The sequence below is a fragment of the Azospirillum sp. TSH100 genome (genome assembly GCF_004923295.1).
In the GTDB taxonomy this organism is placed as follows: domain Bacteria; phylum Pseudomonadota; class Alphaproteobacteria; order Azospirillales; family Azospirillaceae; genus Azospirillum.
On sequence record NZ_CP039638.1, the window covers coordinates 527293 to 543293 of the forward strand.

Genomic DNA, 16001 nt, shown 5'->3' on the forward strand with positions numbered 1-16001 from the left:
CCCGCCATGACCAGCACCCCGCAGAGCCTGTTCGAGACGCACGAGGCGACGCTGCAGAAGGCCGTCGAGGCCTGCCGCAGCCGCGTCTATTGGTCGGCCTTCCCCGAAATGCCGAGCCCGCGCGCCTATGGCGAGACGGCGGCGGCGGATGGCGAGGCGGCCTTCGCGGCCTGCCGCGACAAGCCCTTCGAGCTGGACCAGCCGGGCGTGACCGGCACGGCGGGGGGCGAGCGCTCGCCCTTCGGCTTCGACCTCGGCATCACCTATCCGGTGTCGGACGTCGAAGCGCTGGTGCATGCTGCCAAGGCGGCGATGCCGGGCTGGCGCAAGGCCGGGCCGAACGGCCGCGCCGGCGTCTGCCTGGAAATCCTGAAGCGGCTCAACGCGCGCAGCTTCGAGATCGCCAACGCGGTGATGCACACCACCGGTCAGGCCTTCATGATGGCTTTCCAGGCCGGCGCCCCGCACGCCCAGGACCGCGGGCTGGAGGCTGTCGCCTATGGCTGGAAGGCGATGACCGACCAGTCCCCGGCGGCGCGCTGGGAGAAGCCGCAGGGCAAGAACCCGCCGCTGGTGATGGACAAGCGCTTCGAGGTGGTCGGCCGCGGCGTCGGGCTGGTCATCGGCTGCGCCACCTTCCCGACCTGGAACGGCTATCCCGGCCTGTTCGCCAGCCTCGTCACCGGCAATGCGGTGATCGTGAAGCCCGGCCCGACCGCCATCCTGCCGCTCGCCATCACCGTGAAGATCGCGCGCGAGGTGCTGGCGGAGTGCGGGCTCGACCCCAACCTCGTCACGCTCGCCATCGGCGACACCGTCGCCAAGGATCTGGCGCTGCGGCCCGAGGTGGCGGTGATCGACTACACCGGCTCGACCGGCTTCGGCGACTGGCTGGAGCAGAACGCCCGGCAGGCCCAGGTCTACACCGAGAAGGCCGGCGTCAACACGGTGGTCATCGATAGCACCGACGATCCCAAGGGCATGGTGCGCAACCTCGCCTTCACGCTCAGCCTCTATTCCGGCCAGATGTGCACGACGACGCAGGTCATCTTCGTGCCGAAGGACGGCATCCAGGCCGGCCCGGAGCGCATGAGCTTCGATCAGGTGGTCTCGGCGCTGGCCGGCGGCGTCGACAAGTTCCTCTCCGACCCGGAGCGTGCGGTGGAGGTGCTGGGCGCCATCCAGTCCGACGCGACGCTCGCCCGCATCGACGAAGCCGCCAAGCTCGGCACCGTCGTGCTGCCCTCGCGCGCCATCACCCATCCGAAATTCCCCGACGCCCGCATCCGCACCCCGCTGATCCTGACCATGGACGCGGCCGACGAGGACAAGTACGGCCATGAGCTGTTCGGCCCGATCTCCATCATCGTGAAGACCGACAGCACCGCCGACAGCCTGGAGCGCGCCGCCCGCCTGACCCGCACCAAGGGCGCCCTGACCACCGGCCTCTACAGCACCGACCCGCAGCTGATCGAGCAGGCGACCGACCTGTTCGTCGAGGCCGGCGTCGCCCTGTCGGTGAACCTCACCGGCGGCGTCTTCGTCAACCAGTCGGCAGCCTTCAGCGACTTCCACGGCACCGGCGCCAACCCGGCGGCCAACGCGGCGCTGTGCGACCTCGCCTTCGTCGCCAACCGCTTCCGCGTGGTGCAGAGCCGCGTTCCGGTTCTGGAGGCCGCCCAATGAGCGACAAAACGATCCTCCTGGAGATCGCCGACGGCGTCGCCACCGTCACGCTGAACCGGCCGGACCGGCTGAACAGCTTCACCGCGGCGATGCATGAAGAGCTGCGCGGCGCCCTGGCCGCCGTGCGCGAGGACAAGTCCGTCCGCTGCCTGCTGCTGACCGGCGCCGGCCGCGGCTTCTGCGCCGGGCAGGACTTGTCCGACCGCGCGGTGGCGCCGGGGCAGGAGGCGCCGGACCTCGGCGCGTCCATCGAGACCAACTACAACCCGCTCGTCCGCACGCTCCGCGAGCTGCCGATGCCGGTGATCTGCGCGGTGAACGGCGTCGCCGCCGGGGCCGGGGCCAACATCGCGCTGGCCTGCGACATCGTGCTGGCGGCGCGGTCGGCCAGCTTCATCCAGGCCTTCTGCAAGATCGGGCTGATCCCCGACAGCGGCGGCACCTGGACCCTGCCGCGTCTGGTGGGCCATGCCCGCGCCATGGGCCTCGCCATGCTGGGCGACAAGCTTTCGGCCGAGCAGGCGGAAGCCTGGGGCATGATCTGGAAGGCGGTCGATGACGACAAGCTGGCGGCGGAGGCCGGGGCGCTGGCCCGCCAGCTCGCCACCCAGCCGACGCACGGCCTTGCCCTTATCAAGCGGGCGCTGAACGTCTCGCTGGACAACGACCTCGACACCCAGCTCGACCTGGAACGCGACCTCCAGCGCGAAGCCGGCCGCACGCAGGACTATCGCGAGGGCGTCGCCGCCTTCGTCGGCAAGCGCGCACCGAAGTTCGAGGGGCGGTGATGGCGGCGCTCGATCCTTCCGTCACCGTCGCGGTGGTAGGGGCCGGCGCCATGGGCCAGGGCATCGCCCAGGTCGCGGCGCAGGCCGGCCACCCGGTCCTGCTGGTCGACACCCGTCCCGGTGCCGCGCAGGCCGCCGTCGAGTCCATCGCCCGGGCGCTGACCGCGCTGGTCGAGAAGGGCAAGCGCACGGCGGCGGAACGCGACGCCACCGTCGACCGGCTGCGCGCGGTGAACGGCCTGTCCGACCTCGCCCCCGCCGGTCTGGTGGTGGAGGCCATCGTCGAGGATCTCGACGTCAAGCGCCGCCTGTTCGCCGAGCTGGAAGGCATCGTCGACGAGGACGCCATCCTCGCCACCAACACCTCGTCGCTGTCGGTCACCGCCATCGGCGCCGGGGTGCGGCGGCCGGAGCGGCTGGCCGGGCTGCATTTCTTCAATCCGGCGCCGCTGATGGCGCTGGTGGAGATCGTCAGCGGCCTCGCCACCGATGCGGCGGTGCTCGATACGCTGTTCGACACGGCCAAGGCGTGGGGCAAGAGTCCGGTGCGCTGCCGCTCCACCCCCGGCTTCATCGTCAACCGGGTCGCCCGCCCCTTCTACGCCGAAGGGCTGCGTCTGGTGCAGGAGCAGGCCGCCGATCCCGCCACCATCGACGCCGTCGCCCGCGAGGCCGGCGGCTTCCGCATGGGGCCGTTCGAGCTGATGGACCTGATCGGCCATGACGTGAACTTCGCCGTCACCCGCTTGGTCCACGCCGCCTATTTCGGCGACCCGCGCTTCCAGCCCTCGCTGATCCAGCAGGAGCTGGTCGAGGCCGGCCGTCTCGGCCGCAAGACCGGCCGCGGCTTCTACGACCATAGCCCCGGCGCCGCCAAGCCGATGCCGCGCAACGCCGAACCGGCAGCCAAACCTGATCGCGTGCTGGTGCAAGGCGACCTCGGCCCTGCCGCGGCGCTGATCGGGCTGCTGCGCGAGGCCGGCATCGCGGTGGAGGAGACCGCCGGCAGCGGCGTGCTGCTGGTGGACGGCGTCACGCTCGCCCTGACCGACGGCCGTACCGCCACCGCCCGCGCGGCGGAGGACGGCATCGCGCCCTTGGTGCTGTTCGACCTCGCGCTGGATTACGCCAAGGCGACCCGCATGGCGTTGGCCCCCGCCGACGGCACGCCTGCGGACGCGGTCGCGGTTGCCGCCGGGCTGTTCCAGGCGCTTGGCAAGACGGTGTCGGTGATCGACGACGCCCCTGGTCTGGTGGTGATGCGCACCGTCGCCATGCTCGCCAGCGAGGCGGCGGACGCGGCGATGCAGGGGGTCGCCAGCGCCGCCGACATCGACATCGCGATGACCAAGGGCGTGAACTACCCGCTGGGGCCGCTGGCCTGGGCCGACCGCATCGGCCTGCCCCATGTGCTGGCCGTGCTCGACGCGCTGGCCCGCACCTATGGTGAGGACCGTTACCGCGCGTCGGCGCTTTTGCGTCGCCGCATCGCCGCATCCCGTATCCCCTCTCCCCCCCGGGGAGAGGGTCAGGGTGAGGGGGTCCCACCGCGTGGCTTCCCAAGCAGCGGAAACCCCGGCGCCACCACCGACTCCACGCCGCGCATCCCCCTCACCCCAACCCTCTCCCCGGGGGGGAGAGGGGGTAAGGAGCTTTCCGCATGACCACCGCTCCCGACACCCCCCAATCCCTCGCCGAAGCGGTCGGCCGCGGCATGTACGAGCGCGACCATTGCGCCCAGGCCCACGGCATCGAGCTGCTGGAGATCGCCCCCGGCTATGCCCGCATGGCGATGACCGTGCGCAAGGACATGGTCAACGGCCACGACATCGGCCATGGCGGCATGACCTTCACCCTGGCCGACACCGCCTTCGCCTATGCCTGCAACGCGGCCAACGAGGTGACGGTGGCGGCCGGCTGCTCCATCACCTTCCCGGCTCCGGCCAGGCTGGGCGATCTGCTGACCGCCGAATGCCGCGAGGTGCACAAGCGCGGCCGCTCCGGCGTCTACGACGTCACCGTCACCAACCAGGACGGCACGGTGGTCGGCCTGTTCCGCGGCCAGTCGGCGCGCCTCGCCGGCAGCGTCATCCCCGTTCCCGGAGCCTCCCATGCGTGAAGCCTACATCTGCGACGCCGTCCGCACCCCCTTCGGCCGCTACGGCGGCGGGCTGGCCCCGGTGCGCCCGGACGACCTCGCCGCCGTGCCGCTCCGCGCCTTGATGGAGCGCAACCCCGGCGTCGAATGGTCCGCCGTCGACGACGTGATCCTCGGCTGCGCCAACCAGGCTGGCGAGGACAACCGCAACGTCGCCCGCATGGCGGCCCTGCTGGCGGGCCTGCCCGAGACGGTGCCCGGCACCACGGTCAACCGCCTGTGCGGCTCCGGCATGGACAGCATCGGCATGGCCGCCCGCGCCATCAAGGCGGGCGAGGCCGACCTGATCGTCGCCGGCGGCGTCGAGAGCATGACCCGCGCCCCCTTCGTCATGGGCAAGTCCGACAGCGCCTTCTCCCGTCAGGCCGAGATCTTCGACACCACCATCGGCTGGCGCTTCGTCAATCCGCTGATGAAGGCGAGGTTCGGCATCGACAGCATGCCGGAGACGGCGGAGAACGTCGCCGCCGACTACGGCATCTCCCGCGCCGACCAGGACGCCTTCGCCGTCCGCAGCCAGCAGCGCGCCGGCCGTGCCCAGGAGTCCGGCCGCCTCGCCCGCGAGATCGTCCCGGTCGCCATCCCGCTCCGCAAGGGCGAGCCGACGGTGATCGCCGCCGATGAGCATCTGCGCCCCGACACCACGCTGGAGGCGCTGGCCAAGCTCTCCACCCCCTTCCGCAAGGAGGGCGGCAGCGTCACCGCCGGCAATGCCTCGGGCGTCAATGACGGCGCCGCCGCGGTGATCGTGGCATCGGCCGAGGCCGTGAAGCGCTACGGCCTGACCCCGCGCGCGCGCGTCGTCGGCACCGCGGTGGCCGGCGTGGCGCCGCGCGTGATGGGCATCGGCCCGGCCCCGGCGACGCAGAAGCTGCTGGCCCGCCTCGGCCTGTCCATCGGCGACGTCGACGTGATCGAGCTGAACGAGGCCTTCGCCGCCCAGGGTCTCGCCGTGCTGCGCATGCTGGGCCTGCCCGACGATGCCGAGCATGTGAACCCCAACGGCGGCGCCATCGCGCTCGGCCATCCGCTGGGCGCCAGCGGCACCCGTCTGGTCGCCAGCGCGGTGATGGAGCTGGAGGACCGCAAGGCGACCCGCGCGCTCTGCACCATGTGCATCGGCGTCGGCCAGGGCATCGCCATGATGGTGGAGCGGGTCTGAACGGATAGGGCCAACAAACAAAGGCAACACTGGCCGCCAAGCGCCGGGCATCAGTACGAAGGGAGAAGCGCACCATGTCCATCATGACCGATACCGGCGTTAACCAGGGCGCGAAAGCCGGCATGGACCGCTACGAGTTCGCCAGCCGCGACGAGATCACGGCGATGCAGACGGAGCGGCTGGCATGGTCGCTCCGCCATTCCTACGCCAACGTCGCCTCTTTCCGCGCCAAGTGCGAGGCGAAGGGCGTCCATCCCGACGACTTCAAGGAATTGAAGGACTTGGCGCTGTTCCCCTTCACCGTGAAGGACGATCTGCGCCGCGCCTACCCCTACGGCATGTTCGCCGTGCCGATGGAGGACATCGTCCGCGTCCATGCCTCCAGCGGCACCACCGGGCGGCCGACGGTGGTCGGCTACACCAAGGGCGACATCGACGTGTGGTCGGAGGTCGTCGCCCGCTCCATCCGGGCTGCGGGCGGAACCCGCAGCGACATCGTGCACATCGCCTATGGCTACGGCCTGTTCACCGGCGGCCTCGGCGCCCATTACGGGGCGGAGCGGCTGGGCTGCGCCGTGGTGCCGATGTCGGGCGGCCAGACCGAGAAGCAGGTCCAGCTGATCCAGGATTTCAAGCCGACCATCATCATGGTCACGCCGTCCTACATGCTGAACATCGCCGACGAGATGCGCCGCCAGGGCATCGACCCGCGCAGCACCAGCCTGCGCGTCGGCATCTTCGGCGCCGAGCCCTGGACCGGCGCGCTGCGCGAGGAGATCGAGCGCACCTTCAACATCCACGCGGTCGACATCTACGGCCTGTCGGAGGTGATGGGGCCGGGCGTGGCGTCGGAATGCGTCGAGACCAAGGACGGCCCGGTGATCTGGGAGGACCATTTCTATCCCGAGATCATCGACCCTGACACCGGCGAGGTGCTGCCCGACGGCTCATACGGCGAGCTGGTTTTCACCACGCTGACCAAGCAGGGCATGCCGGTCATCCGCTACCGCACCCGCGACCTGACCCGGCTGCTGCCGCCGACGGCGCGCGGCATGCGGCGGATGGACAAGATCACCGGCCGCTCCGACGACATGCTCATCATCCGCGGCGTGAACGTCTTCCCGACCCAGGTCGAGGAGCTGATCTGCAAGATCCCGGCGCTCGCTCCCCATTATGAGCTGGTGGTGAGCCGCGACGGCCACATGGACAACCTCGCCGTCCGGGTCGAGATGCACGAGGACATCCACCCGTCGGAGTGGGACGGCCACGCCAAGCATCTGCAACACTCGATCAAGTCGCTGATCGGCATCAGCACCCGCGTCGAGGTGGTCGAGCCCGGCGGCATCGCGCGGTCGATCGGCAAGGCCAAGCGCGTGCAGGACCTGCGTCCGAAGGGCTGATACCGCCGAGCCGTACGCTCGGCGGTAAGGGCCGCGACTGCGGCCCCGCAGGCCCATGCCTGCGAAGGCAAGCGGCCGGACGGCCGCGCCCGCCGTTTGAGGGCGAGCGTAAAGCCTGACATGTCAGGCTTTACGCTCGATAAGAAGGCTCAGCCCTTCTGCGACAGCAGCGGGAAGGCGTCCAGAACACCGGTCAGCAGGATCTGGACGCCGACGCAGAACAGCAGGAAGGCGAACAGCCGCGTCAGCACCCGCACCCGCGTCGGCCCCAGGAAGGCGACGATGCGGTCGGCGGAGCGGTAGGACAGCCAGATCAGCGCGGCGATCGCCAGCGCCGCCCCCGACATTCCCAAAAAGAACTCCATCAGCCCGCCAGCGCCATGCGTCGGGCGGGTGGAGCCGAGCGCGATGGCAACCGAGATGGTGCCCGGCCCGGTGGTGAAGGGGATCGTCATCGGGAAGAAGGCCGATTCGGCCAGCCGGTCGCCGTCGCCGGCGGCCTGTTCCTGCTTGCGCGCCTCGTGCCGTTCCGGCGCCGTCAGCAGCGCCCAGGCGCGCTCCGCCACCACGAAGCCGCCGGCGATCCGCAGCGCCGCCATCGACACGCCGAAGAAGTTCAGCACATAGGCACCCGCCCACAGCGCGGTCAGCATGACGATGGCCGAATAGACGCTGACCAGCCCGGCCAGCCGCGCCCGGTCACGCGGACTGCTGTCCGCCGTCACCTGGCTGAAGATCAGCGCCATCGCCAGCGGATTGACGATGGAAAACAGGGCGGTGAAGGCGAGCAGGAAACTGTCGAACATGGCATCCGCGCGTTTGTCGGCCGTCCAAACAGTTAGCGGGGACTGGGCAGGACTGGCAAGGGCGCCGTTGTTTCCCTCTCCCGCCGCCCAATCCCCTTTCCCCCCGGAAGAAGGGGAATTCCGGCTCCCTGCCCGAAATTTCACCACCCACACAGCCTCAGCCCGAAAATTGTGCGCACCCTATAAGGCGCATGCGCCCGAACGCTGTCCATTCCGTCAGTTCCTGTCCTTACGGACAAGTTTTCCATTCGCAATAACAACGCACTACTCGACAGACTCCACGACCGCACAGCCTCTGGCTCGCTTCTTGCTCTCATTCCCGCCGACAGACGCCAACGCGAAGGGACGAACGCCGTGCCAGCCGCCCAGCCCGCACCGCTCACTCTGGTTCCGCCGGCCGCAGACCCCGTGCCGCGCACCATCGTCGATGTCCGCAACCTGACCCTGACCTATCAGACCGCCGACCATCCGGTCTATGCGCTGAGCGACGTCAGCCTGTCGATCGCCAAGGGCGATTTCATCTCGCTGATCGGCCCCAGCGGCTGCGGCAAGACCACGCTGATGCGGGTCGTCGCCGACCTCGAACAGCCGACCTCCGGCGAGGTGACGGTCAACGGCATGACGCCGGAACAGGCACGGCTGAAACGCGCCTACGGCTATGTCTTCCAGGCCCCGGCGCTCTACCCGTGGCGGACGGTCGAACGCAACGTCATGCTGCCGCTGGAGATCATGGGGCTGCCCAAGGCCGAGCGGCAGCAGCGCGCCCGCGAGCAGCTCGACCTCGTCGGCCTGTCCGGCTTCGAGCGCAAGTTCCCTTGGCAGCTGTCGGGCGGCATGCAGCAGCGCGTGTCGATCGCCCGCGCTCTGGCCTTCAACCCCGACCTGCTTTTGATGGACGAACCGTTCGGCGCGCTCGACGAGATCACCCGCGACCATCTGAATTTGCAGCTAACCCGCCTGTGGCTCGGCACCCGCAAGACCTGCATCTTCGTCACCCACTCCATTGCCGAGGCGGTTTTCCTCTCCACCCGCATCGTGGTGATGAGCCCGCGCCCCGGCCGCATCCTCGACGTCATCGACTGCGACCGCGAGCTGCCGCGCGAGCGCACGCTGGACATCCGCGAAAGCCCCGAATTCCAGCGCATCGCCCACCGCGTCCGCGAAGGGCTGATGGAGGGCCACAGCTATGACGACTAGGAACACGCTGCCCGTCGCCGTGATGGCGCTGGCGGTGCTGGTGCTGTGGTATTTGGGCGCGGTCTGGCTGAACGCGCCGACGGCGACCGATGCGCTGAACCGCGCCGGTCCCGGCTGGACCACCGCCGACCTGATCCGCGCCACGCTGGCGATGAAGCGCCCGATCCTGCCGACGCCGGATCAGGTGGCGCTCGACCTCTACACCTCCCTGACCGGCTATCCGGTGACCAGCATCCGCAACCTGCTCTACCACACCGGCGTCACCGCCGGGGCGGCGCTGGCCGGCTTCGGCATGGGCGTGGTTCTTGGTGTGGCGCTGGCGGCGGGGATCGTCCAGGCGCGCACGCTGGAATCGAGCCTGCTGCCCTGGGTCATCGCCTCGCAGACCGTGCCGATCCTGGCGATCGCGCCGATGATCGTGGTGATCCTCGGCAACATAGGCTTCACCGGCCTGCTGCCCAAGGCGATCATCGCCATGTATCTGTGCTTCTTCCCGATCACCATCGGCATGGTGAAGGGGCTGCGCTCCGCCGATCCGCTGACGCTCGACCTGATGCGCACCTACAGCGCCGGCACCGCCCAGACCTTCCGCCTGCTGCGCCTGCCGGCCTCCCTGCCCTATTTGTTCACCAGCCTGAAGATCGCGGTCGCCGCCAGCGTCGTCGGCGCCATCGTCGCCGAGCTGCCGACCGGCGGGCAGGCGGGGCTGGGAGCCCGGCTGCTGTCCGGCTCCTACTATGGCCAGACCGTGCAGATCTGGAGCGCGCTGGTGATGGCGGCATTGCTGAGCGTCACGCTGGTCGCCGCCGTCGGTCTCGCCGAACGGGCGCTGGTGCCGGGCGGCCGGGGAGGTGCGCGATGAGCCGGTCCAATATGGCACGCCCCAACATGGCGCCCTGGCCGCTGGTGATGCTGGCCGCCCCGCTGCTGCCCTTCGCCACGCCCGACGGCACCGCCCTGTATCTGCCGCAGCTTCCCGTTGCCCTGGCCCTTTACGCCCTGACCGTCGCGACGATCCTCGCCCACCGGCTGCCCGGCTCCGCCCTGGGCGAGGCCCTGCTCCTGCTCGCAGGAGTCGCCGCCGCCTATGCCGCCCCGCTGGTCCTGCTGAACCAGGGCCACCCTCTCGCCCAGGCCGGCGGGCTTTGGCTGTATGTGGCCGGCGCCACCCTGCTGCTGTGGCGGGTGCTGGCCCTGCTGGCGGGGGTCAGCGGTCCGGTGCGGCTGGCCGGCCCCGCATTGTTCGGGCTGGCGCTGGTGCTGCTGTGGGAGGTCCTGACCCGCGGCTTCCAGGTCCCGACCATCCTGCTGCCGCCGCCGAGTCTCGTGCTGACCGCCTTCGCCGCCAATGCCGCCGACCTATGGGACGATTTCCGCCAGACGGTGCTGATCTCCGTGCTGCGCGGCTATCTGATCGGCTGCGGCGCCGGCTTCCTCGTCGCGATCCTGGCCGACCGGGTGCCCTTCCTGGCGCGCGGACTGCTGCCGCTCGGCAACCTCGCCAGCGCCGTGCCGGTGGTGGGCATCGCGCCGATCATGGTGATGTGGTTCGGCTTCGACTGGCAATCGAAGGCGGCCGTCATCGTGGTGATGACCTTCTTCCCCATGCTGATCAACACGCTGGCCGGACTACAGAGCGCGGAGCGCATCCAACTCGACCTGATGCGATCCTACGGCGCCGGCTATTGGCGCACGCTGGCGATGCTGCGGCTTCCCTGCGCCTTGCCCTTTTTGTTCAACGGACTGAAGATCAACTCCACCCTGGCCCTGATCGGGGCCATCGTCGCCGAGTTCTTCGGGACGCCGGTGGTGGGGATGGGCTTCCGCATCTCCACCCAGGTCGCCCGGATGAATCTGGACGTGGTCTGGGCGACGATCGCCGTCGCCGCCCTGACCGGGTCGCTGCTCTACGGTGCGCTGGCACTGGCGGAGCGGCATGTCACCGCCTGGCACCCGTCCTTCCGCAAACGCTGACCGACTTTCCGTCCTTCAAGCTCAAATGCCCTTCAAGCCAAACCAAGCCCAGCCAGAAGAGGATCGAACGCGATGAAGACCCTTGCCTCCGCCGTCCTGCTCGCCGCCACCGCGCTCACCGGCCTCGCCGGCTGGGGCGCGCCGGCCGCCGCCGCCGATCCACTGACGCTCCAGCTGAAATGGGTCACCCAGGCCCAGTTCGCCGGCTATTACGTCGCGGCGGCCAAGGGCTTCTACAAGGATGCCGGGCTGGACGTCACCATCAAGGCCGGCGGCCCCGACATCAACCCGACCCAGGTCATCGCCGCCGGCGGCGCCGACGTGATCGTCGACTGGATGCCGTCGGCGCTGGCCAGCCGGGAAAAGGGCGTGCCGCTGGTCAACATCGCCCAGATGTTCCAGAAGTCGGGCATGATGCTGACCTGCCGCAAGGACGCCAACATCAAGGATCCAAAGGACTTCAAGGGCAACACGCTGGGCGTCTGGTTCTCCGGCAACGAATATCCGTTCCTGTCCTGGATGAGCAAGCTGGGCTATTCCACCTCCGGCTCCAGCCCGGACGTGAAGGTGCTGAAGCAGGGCTTCAACGTCGACCCGCTTTTGCAGAAGCAGGCGGCCTGCATCTCCACCATGACCTACAACGAATATTGGCAGCTGATCGAGGCCGGCATGAAGGCCGACGAGCTGACCGTCTTCAAGTATCAGGACCAGGGCGTCGCCACGCTGGAGGACGGCCTCTACGCAACCGAGAAGTCGCTGTCCGATCCGAAGATCGTCGAGAAGCTGGCGAAGTTCGTCAAGGCCTCGGCCAAGGGCTGGGAATATGCCGCGAAGAATCAGGCCGAGGCGGTGAAGATCGTGCTGGAGAACGACACCACCGGCGCCCAGACCGAGGAGCACCAGACCACCATGATGCAGGAGGTCGCCAAGCTGATCGAGGGCGGCGCCAAGGGCACCGGCTATCTCGACCCGGCCGATTTCGACCGCACCGTCGGCATCCTGATGTCCGGCGCCTCGGCCCCGGTGATCTCCAAGAAGCCGGAAGGCGCCTACAGCCACGCGGTGTTCGACGCGGCGGCCAAGCTGTAAGGGCGTTGGCACTGGGGAGCGGGCGCTGCGCTTTGCCCGCTCCCCACCCATGAATTTCTCTCGGCAAAAGACTTTCCGCCCGCGGACACGCAGCGATATATTAGTAAGCGCGGCCTCTTGGCATTGGCCGCCGCTGAATTGAATGGGACGAGCATGGACTCCAACGCGGGCGATACGAACATGGTGGCCGTGGCCGCACCGGCCCGCCGCCGCCGCCGCCGGCCCGCCAGCGCCACCGCAAGGCCCGCCCACCGTGGCGCCACCGTGTCGGGCACCATCTACCGCGACCTGCGCGACGACATCGTGTCCCTGCGGCGCAAGCCGGGCGAGCCGGTGATCGAGAAGGAGGTGGCGGACACCTATGGCGTCAGCCGCACCCCCGTGCGCGAGGCGATGCTGAAGCTCGCCGACGAGGGGCTGGTGGAGGTGTTCCCGCAGTCCGGCACCTTCGTCGCCCGCATCCCGATCGGCGCCCTGCCGGAGGCCATCGCCATCCGCCGCGCGCTGGAGGAGGCCACCGTGCGCTACGCCGCCGAACAGGCGAGCGGCAGCCAGGTGGCCCGGCTGCGCGCCAACCTGGAACTCCAGCGCGAGATGAAGGAGGCCGGCGATTTCGACGGCTTCCACGAGGCCGACGAGGCCTTCCATGCCCTGCTGGCGGAAATCTCCGGCTATCCCGGCTTCTGGGCGGTGACCCAGCAGGTGAAGCGGCAGGTCGACCGCTACCGCCACCTGACCCTGCCGGCGACCGGCCGGATGGACAAGGCGCTGACCGAACATGGCGCCGTCGTCGAGGCGATCGCCGCCCGCGATCCCGACCGCGCCGTCGCCGAGCTGCGCCACCACCTGACCGACCTGCAACTGGGCATCGCCGACGTCCGGCGCAGCTATCCGCAATATTTCACGGAGTGAGCCGGCCCGGAGTGAGCCGGCAGGCCGGCGCTCACACCTTGCGCGTCTCGTAGGCGGTGAAGCTGGCGGCGCGCGGGGCGTAGCCGCTGGCGAAATGGGCGGAGGAGACGATCATGTCGGCCGTCGCCTCGTTGCAGGCCATCGGGATGTTGTAGAGCGTCGCAAGCCGGGTCAGCGCCTTCACGTCGACATCGTGCGGCTGGGCGGTCATCGGATCGACGAAGAAGACCAGCAGATCGATCCGCCCCTCCGCGATCATCGCGCCGATCTGCTGGTCGCCGCCCAGCGGACCGCTCTTCAGCGGGGTCACGTCCAGGCGGGGATGGGCGTCGCGCACCTTCTGGCCGGTCGTGCCGGTCGCCCAGAAGGCATGGCCGTCCAATGCCGCGATGTTGGCGCCGATCCAGGCGATCAGGTCCGCCTTGCGGGCGTCGTGGGCGACGAGGGCGATGCGCTTGCGGGGCTGGGCGGACTGTTGGGCGGTCATGGCTGGGCACTCCTGACGAAGACCGATCACTAATATATTACCTTTGAAGCCGACGCAACGCGGCCCCAACCCCTGCCGCTTGCGCTGCCGCAATTCCCCTTTGTCCTTGCGACTTTGTCGCACCCTCCGCCGTCTGAAATGTCCGGCACTCCATCATTAGAGCTTGCCCGGCTTACTAGTATATTAGTATGATGGCGCCAGACCCGCCGGGACGCCGGCTGCACAGATTTAAAAGGAACCACCCCATGAAAATCTCCGTCCGGCACGCCTCCCACCCCGACGCGGTCCGCGGCTTCGACACCGAGACGCTGCGCGATCATTTCCTGGTCCCGACCCTGTTCGAGGCGGACGAGACCGTCTTCACCTACAGCCACATCGACCGTTTCGTCGTCGGCGGCGCCATGCCGGTGGCCGGCCCGCTGAAGCTGGAGTCCTCCAAGGAGATCGGCTCGCCCAACTTCCTCGACCGGCGCGAACTGGGTGTTGTCAATGTCGGCGGCGCCGGCCGGGTGACCGTCGACGGCGCCGTCTACGAACTGGCGCCGCGCGACGCGCTCTATGTCGCGATGGGCAGCAAGGACGTCGTCTTCGAGAGCCTGGACCGCCGCGAGCCGGCCAAGTTCTACCTGAACAGCACCCCCGCCCATGCCCGCTTCGAGACGATGAAGATCTCGATCGGCCAGGCCAAGGCCGTGCATCTCGGCGACCCGGCCCAGTCGAACGAGCGCACCATCTACCAGATGATCCACCCGGACGTCGTCCGCACCGCGCAGCTGGTTCTGGGCATGACGGTGCTGAAGCCGAACAACATGTGGAACACGATGCCGTGCCACACCCATGACCGGCGCTGCGAGGTCTATTTCTACTTCGACCTGCCGGAAGAGGCGCGCGTCATCCACCTGATGGGCGAGCCGGAGCAGACCCGCCACATCGTGGTCGCCAACGAGCAGGCGGTGATCTCGCCGCCCTGGTCGATCCATTCCGGCGTCGGCACCCGCAACTACACCTTCATCTGGGCGATGGGCGGCGACAACCAGGACTTCACGGACATGGACTTCGTCGCCATGGACCGCCTGCGCTGACGCTCCCCCAGATTTGAAGCCAACTTATAAGAACGGAAACCGACCATGAGCATTTCGTTCGACCTGACCGGCAAGGTGGCGCTCGTCACCGGGGCCAACACCGGCATCGGCCAGGGCATCGCCGTGGCGCTGGCCCAGGCCGGCGCCGACATCGCCGCCGTCGACGTGGTGTCGCTGGACGAGACCAAGGGTCTGGTCGAGGCGGCCGGCCGCAAGTTCCACGGCATCCATGCCGACCTGACCTCCATCGCCCCGGTCCAGGGGCTGGTGGAGGAGACGGTCGGCAAATTCGGCAAGCTGGACATCCTGGTCAACAACGCCGGGCTGATCCGCCGCGCCGACGCCGTCGATTTCACCGAGGCCGACTGGGACCTCGTGATGAACATCAACATCAAGACGGTGTTCTTCCTCTGCCAGGCCTTCGGCCGCTACGCCATCAACGAAGGCCGCAAGGGCAAGATCATCAACATCGCCTCGATGCTGTCCTTCCAGGGCGGCATCCGCGTGCCGTCCTACACCGCCTCCAAGAGCGGCGTCGCCGGCATCACCAAGCTGTTGGCCTGCGAGTGGGCCGGCAAGGGCATCAACGTGAATGCCATCGCGCCGGGCTATGTCGCCACCAACAACACCGCGGCTCTGCGCGCCGACGAGAACCGCAGCGCCGAGATCCTCGGCCGCATCCCGGCCGGCCGCTGGAGCGTGCCGTCCGACATCGGCGGCCCGGCGGTGTTCCTGGCGTCGGACGCGGCCGACTACATCCACGGCACCATCCTGCCGGTCGACGGCGGCTGGCTGGCGCGCTGACGGAAAACGGCCCTCCCCGCCCCTGACGGGCGGTGGAGGGCTTTCTCTTTGGGGGGAGGAAACCGGACAATGACCACCGCAACGGCGACCGACGTGTTCGTGACCGCAGGCGACATCCCTTGGCAGGATCTGGGCGACGGCGTGCGCCGCAAGATCCTGGGCTACAACGACACGATGATGATGGTGCGGGTGGAGTTCGAGGCCGGCGCCATCGGCGCGCAGCATCGCCATCCCCATGTCCAGTGCGCCGTGGTGGAGAAGGGATCCTTCGATGTCACCATCGACGGCCGCACCAGGCGGCTGAACGCGGGCGACGGCTATATGGTGCCGTCCAACGTCCTGCATGGCGTGGTGGCGCTGGAGCCGGGCGTGCTGCTCGACATCTTCACGCCGATCCGCGAGGACTTCCTGGGCGAGCCGGTGGCCTATGCCGCCGCGGACGACGCGAAGTAAGGT

16 protein-coding genes are annotated in these 16001 nt (G+C 68.9%); 14 read left to right on the top strand and 2 right to left on the bottom strand.

The window, feature by feature from the left end; all coding sequences use genetic code 11:
* Window positions 1-6: 6 nt before the first annotated feature.
* From paaN to paaK, 6 genes are all read left to right on the top strand, one after another.
* Window positions 7-1686, top strand: a complete 1680-nt coding sequence (paaN, locus tag E6C72_RS27815) for a phenylacetic acid degradation protein PaaN (RefSeq protein WP_109085894.1) — start codon at window positions 7-9, stop codon at window positions 1684-1686.
* Window positions 1683-2474, top strand: coding sequence for a 2-(1,2-epoxy-1,2-dihydrophenyl)acetyl-CoA isomerase PaaG (paaG, locus tag E6C72_RS27820; RefSeq protein WP_109085893.1), 792 nt, complete (start codon window positions 1683-1685; stop codon window positions 2472-2474). The genes paaN and paaG overlap by 4 nt, the downstream gene beginning before the upstream one ends.
* Window positions 2474-4138 carry a 3-hydroxyacyl-CoA dehydrogenase PaaH gene (gene paaH / locus E6C72_RS27825; RefSeq protein WP_109085892.1) on the top strand — a complete coding sequence of 555 codons (1665 nt, stop codon included), beginning with the start codon at window positions 2474-2476 and terminating at the stop codon, window positions 4136-4138. The genes paaG and paaH overlap by 1 nt, the downstream gene beginning before the upstream one ends.
* Entirely contained in the window at window positions 4135-4593 is a 459-nt protein-coding gene (paaI, locus tag E6C72_RS27830; RefSeq protein ID WP_109085891.1) for a hydroxyphenylacetyl-CoA thioesterase PaaI, read from the top strand. The genes paaH and paaI overlap by 4 nt, the downstream gene beginning before the upstream one ends.
* The gene (gene pcaF, locus E6C72_RS27835) at window positions 4586-5794 is read left to right on the top strand and encodes a 3-oxoadipyl-CoA thiolase (protein WP_109085890.1); all 1209 of its coding nucleotides are present in this window, start codon (window positions 4586-4588) and stop codon (window positions 5792-5794) included. The genes paaI and pcaF overlap by 8 nt, the downstream gene beginning before the upstream one ends.
* 74 nt (window positions 5795-5868) lie before the next feature.
* The gene (paaK, locus tag E6C72_RS27840; RefSeq protein ID WP_199228754.1) at window positions 5869-7194 is read left to right on the top strand and encodes a phenylacetate--CoA ligase PaaK; all 1326 of its coding nucleotides are present in this window, start codon (window positions 5869-5871) and stop codon (window positions 7192-7194) included.
* A gap of 149 nt (window positions 7195-7343) precedes the next feature.
* Here paaK and E6C72_RS27845 read toward each other — a convergent pair whose 3' ends face one another.
* The gene (locus tag E6C72_RS27845; protein WP_109085889.1) at window positions 7344-8000 is read right to left on the bottom strand and encodes a MarC family protein; all 657 of its coding nucleotides are present in this window, start codon (window positions 7998-8000) and stop codon (window positions 7344-7346) included.
* Window positions 8001-8354: 354 nt separating this feature from the next.
* On the opposite strand from E6C72_RS27845, the gene E6C72_RS27850 reads away from it, so the two are divergent.
* The 5 genes from E6C72_RS27850 to E6C72_RS27870 all read left to right on the top strand — a co-directional run bounded on the left by E6C72_RS27850 (window position 8355) and on the right by E6C72_RS27870 (window position 13172).
* Window positions 8355-9197 (top strand): ABC transporter ATP-binding protein, encoded by an 843-nt coding sequence (locus E6C72_RS27850; RefSeq protein ID WP_109085888.1) that lies wholly within the window; start codon window positions 8355-8357, stop codon window positions 9195-9197.
* Entirely contained in the window at window positions 9187-10059 is an 873-nt protein-coding gene (locus tag E6C72_RS27855; protein WP_109085887.1) for an ABC transporter permease, read from the top strand. The genes E6C72_RS27850 and E6C72_RS27855 overlap by 11 nt, the downstream gene beginning before the upstream one ends.
* Window positions 10056-11171 (top strand): ABC transporter permease, encoded by a 1116-nt coding sequence (locus E6C72_RS27860; RefSeq protein ID WP_109085886.1) that lies wholly within the window; start codon window positions 10056-10058, stop codon window positions 11169-11171. Before E6C72_RS27855 ends, E6C72_RS27860 begins: the two co-directional genes overlap by 4 nt.
* A 72-nt stretch (window positions 11172-11243) precedes the next feature.
* Window positions 11244-12260, top strand: a complete 1017-nt coding sequence (locus tag E6C72_RS27865) for an ABC transporter substrate-binding protein (RefSeq protein ID WP_109085885.1) — start codon at window positions 11244-11246, stop codon at window positions 12258-12260.
* A gap of 153 nt (window positions 12261-12413) precedes the next feature.
* The gene (locus E6C72_RS27870) at window positions 12414-13172 is read left to right on the top strand and encodes a GntR family transcriptional regulator (protein WP_109085884.1); all 759 of its coding nucleotides are present in this window, start codon (window positions 12414-12416) and stop codon (window positions 13170-13172) included.
* Window positions 13173-13203: 31 nt separating this feature from the next.
* Here the strand turns inward: E6C72_RS27870 and E6C72_RS27875 are convergent, their stop codons facing one another.
* Window positions 13204-13659 (bottom strand): methylglyoxal synthase, encoded by a 456-nt coding sequence (locus E6C72_RS27875; RefSeq protein ID WP_109085883.1) that lies wholly within the window; start codon window positions 13657-13659, stop codon window positions 13204-13206.
* Window positions 13660-13904: 245 nt separating this feature from the next.
* Between E6C72_RS27875 and kduI the strand changes: the two genes are divergently transcribed.
* The 3 genes from kduI (at window position 13905) to E6C72_RS27890 (ending at window position 15998) form a co-directional block, all read left to right on the top strand.
* Complete coding sequence (gene kduI, locus E6C72_RS27880; RefSeq protein ID WP_109085882.1) at window positions 13905-14741, top strand: 5-dehydro-4-deoxy-D-glucuronate isomerase; 837 nt, start codon at window positions 13905-13907, stop codon at window positions 14739-14741.
* A 45-nt stretch (window positions 14742-14786) separates the two neighbouring features.
* Window positions 14787-15545, top strand: coding sequence for a 2-dehydro-3-deoxy-D-gluconate 5-dehydrogenase KduD (kduD, locus tag E6C72_RS27885; RefSeq protein WP_109085881.1), 759 nt, complete (start codon window positions 14787-14789; stop codon window positions 15543-15545).
* A gap of 69 nt (window positions 15546-15614) precedes the next feature.
* Window positions 15615-15998 carry a cupin domain-containing protein gene (locus E6C72_RS27890; protein WP_109085880.1) on the top strand — a complete coding sequence of 128 codons (384 nt, stop codon included), beginning with the start codon at window positions 15615-15617 and terminating at the stop codon, window positions 15996-15998.
* The last annotated feature ends 3 nt before the right edge of the window (window positions 15999-16001 follow it).

What these genes read in the sequence shown, in the direction of transcription:
- paaN (WP_109085894.1), top strand. Translation starts at nt 7, where the DNA reads ATGACCAGCACCCCGCAGAGCCTGTTCGAGACGCACGAGGCGACGCTG.
- paaK (WP_199228754.1), top strand. Translation starts at nt 5,869, where the DNA reads ATGTCCATCATGACCGATACCGGCGTTAACCAGGGCGCGAAAGCCGGC.
- paaH (WP_109085892.1), top strand. Translation starts at nt 2,474, where the DNA reads ATGGCGGCGCTCGATCCTTCCGTCACCGTCGCGGTGGTAGGGGCCGGC.
- kduI (WP_109085882.1), top strand. Translation starts at nt 13,905, where the DNA reads ATGAAAATCTCCGTCCGGCACGCCTCCCACCCCGACGCGGTCCGCGGC.
- kduD (WP_109085881.1), top strand. Translation starts at nt 14,787, where the DNA reads ATGAGCATTTCGTTCGACCTGACCGGCAAGGTGGCGCTCGTCACCGGG.
- E6C72_RS27855 (WP_109085887.1), top strand. Translation starts at nt 9,187, where the DNA reads ATGACGACTAGGAACACGCTGCCCGTCGCCGTGATGGCGCTGGCGGTG.
- pcaF (WP_109085890.1), top strand. Translation starts at nt 4,586, where the DNA reads ATGCGTGAAGCCTACATCTGCGACGCCGTCCGCACCCCCTTCGGCCGC.
- E6C72_RS27875 (WP_109085883.1), bottom strand. Translation starts at nt 13,659, where the DNA reads ATGACCGCCCAACAGTCCGCCCAGCCCCGCAAGCGCATCGCCCTCGTC.
- E6C72_RS27865 (WP_109085885.1), top strand. Translation starts at nt 11,244, where the DNA reads ATGAAGACCCTTGCCTCCGCCGTCCTGCTCGCCGCCACCGCGCTCACC.
- E6C72_RS27860 (WP_109085886.1), top strand. Translation starts at nt 10,056, where the DNA reads ATGAGCCGGTCCAATATGGCACGCCCCAACATGGCGCCCTGGCCGCTG.
- paaI (WP_109085891.1), top strand. Translation starts at nt 4,135, where the DNA reads ATGACCACCGCTCCCGACACCCCCCAATCCCTCGCCGAAGCGGTCGGC.
- E6C72_RS27870 (WP_109085884.1), top strand. Translation starts at nt 12,414, where the DNA reads ATGGACTCCAACGCGGGCGATACGAACATGGTGGCCGTGGCCGCACCG.
- E6C72_RS27890 (WP_109085880.1), top strand. Translation starts at nt 15,615, where the DNA reads ATGACCACCGCAACGGCGACCGACGTGTTCGTGACCGCAGGCGACATC.
- E6C72_RS27845 (WP_109085889.1), bottom strand. Translation starts at nt 8,000, where the DNA reads ATGTTCGACAGTTTCCTGCTCGCCTTCACCGCCCTGTTTTCCATCGTC.
- paaG (WP_109085893.1), top strand. Translation starts at nt 1,683, where the DNA reads ATGAGCGACAAAACGATCCTCCTGGAGATCGCCGACGGCGTCGCCACC.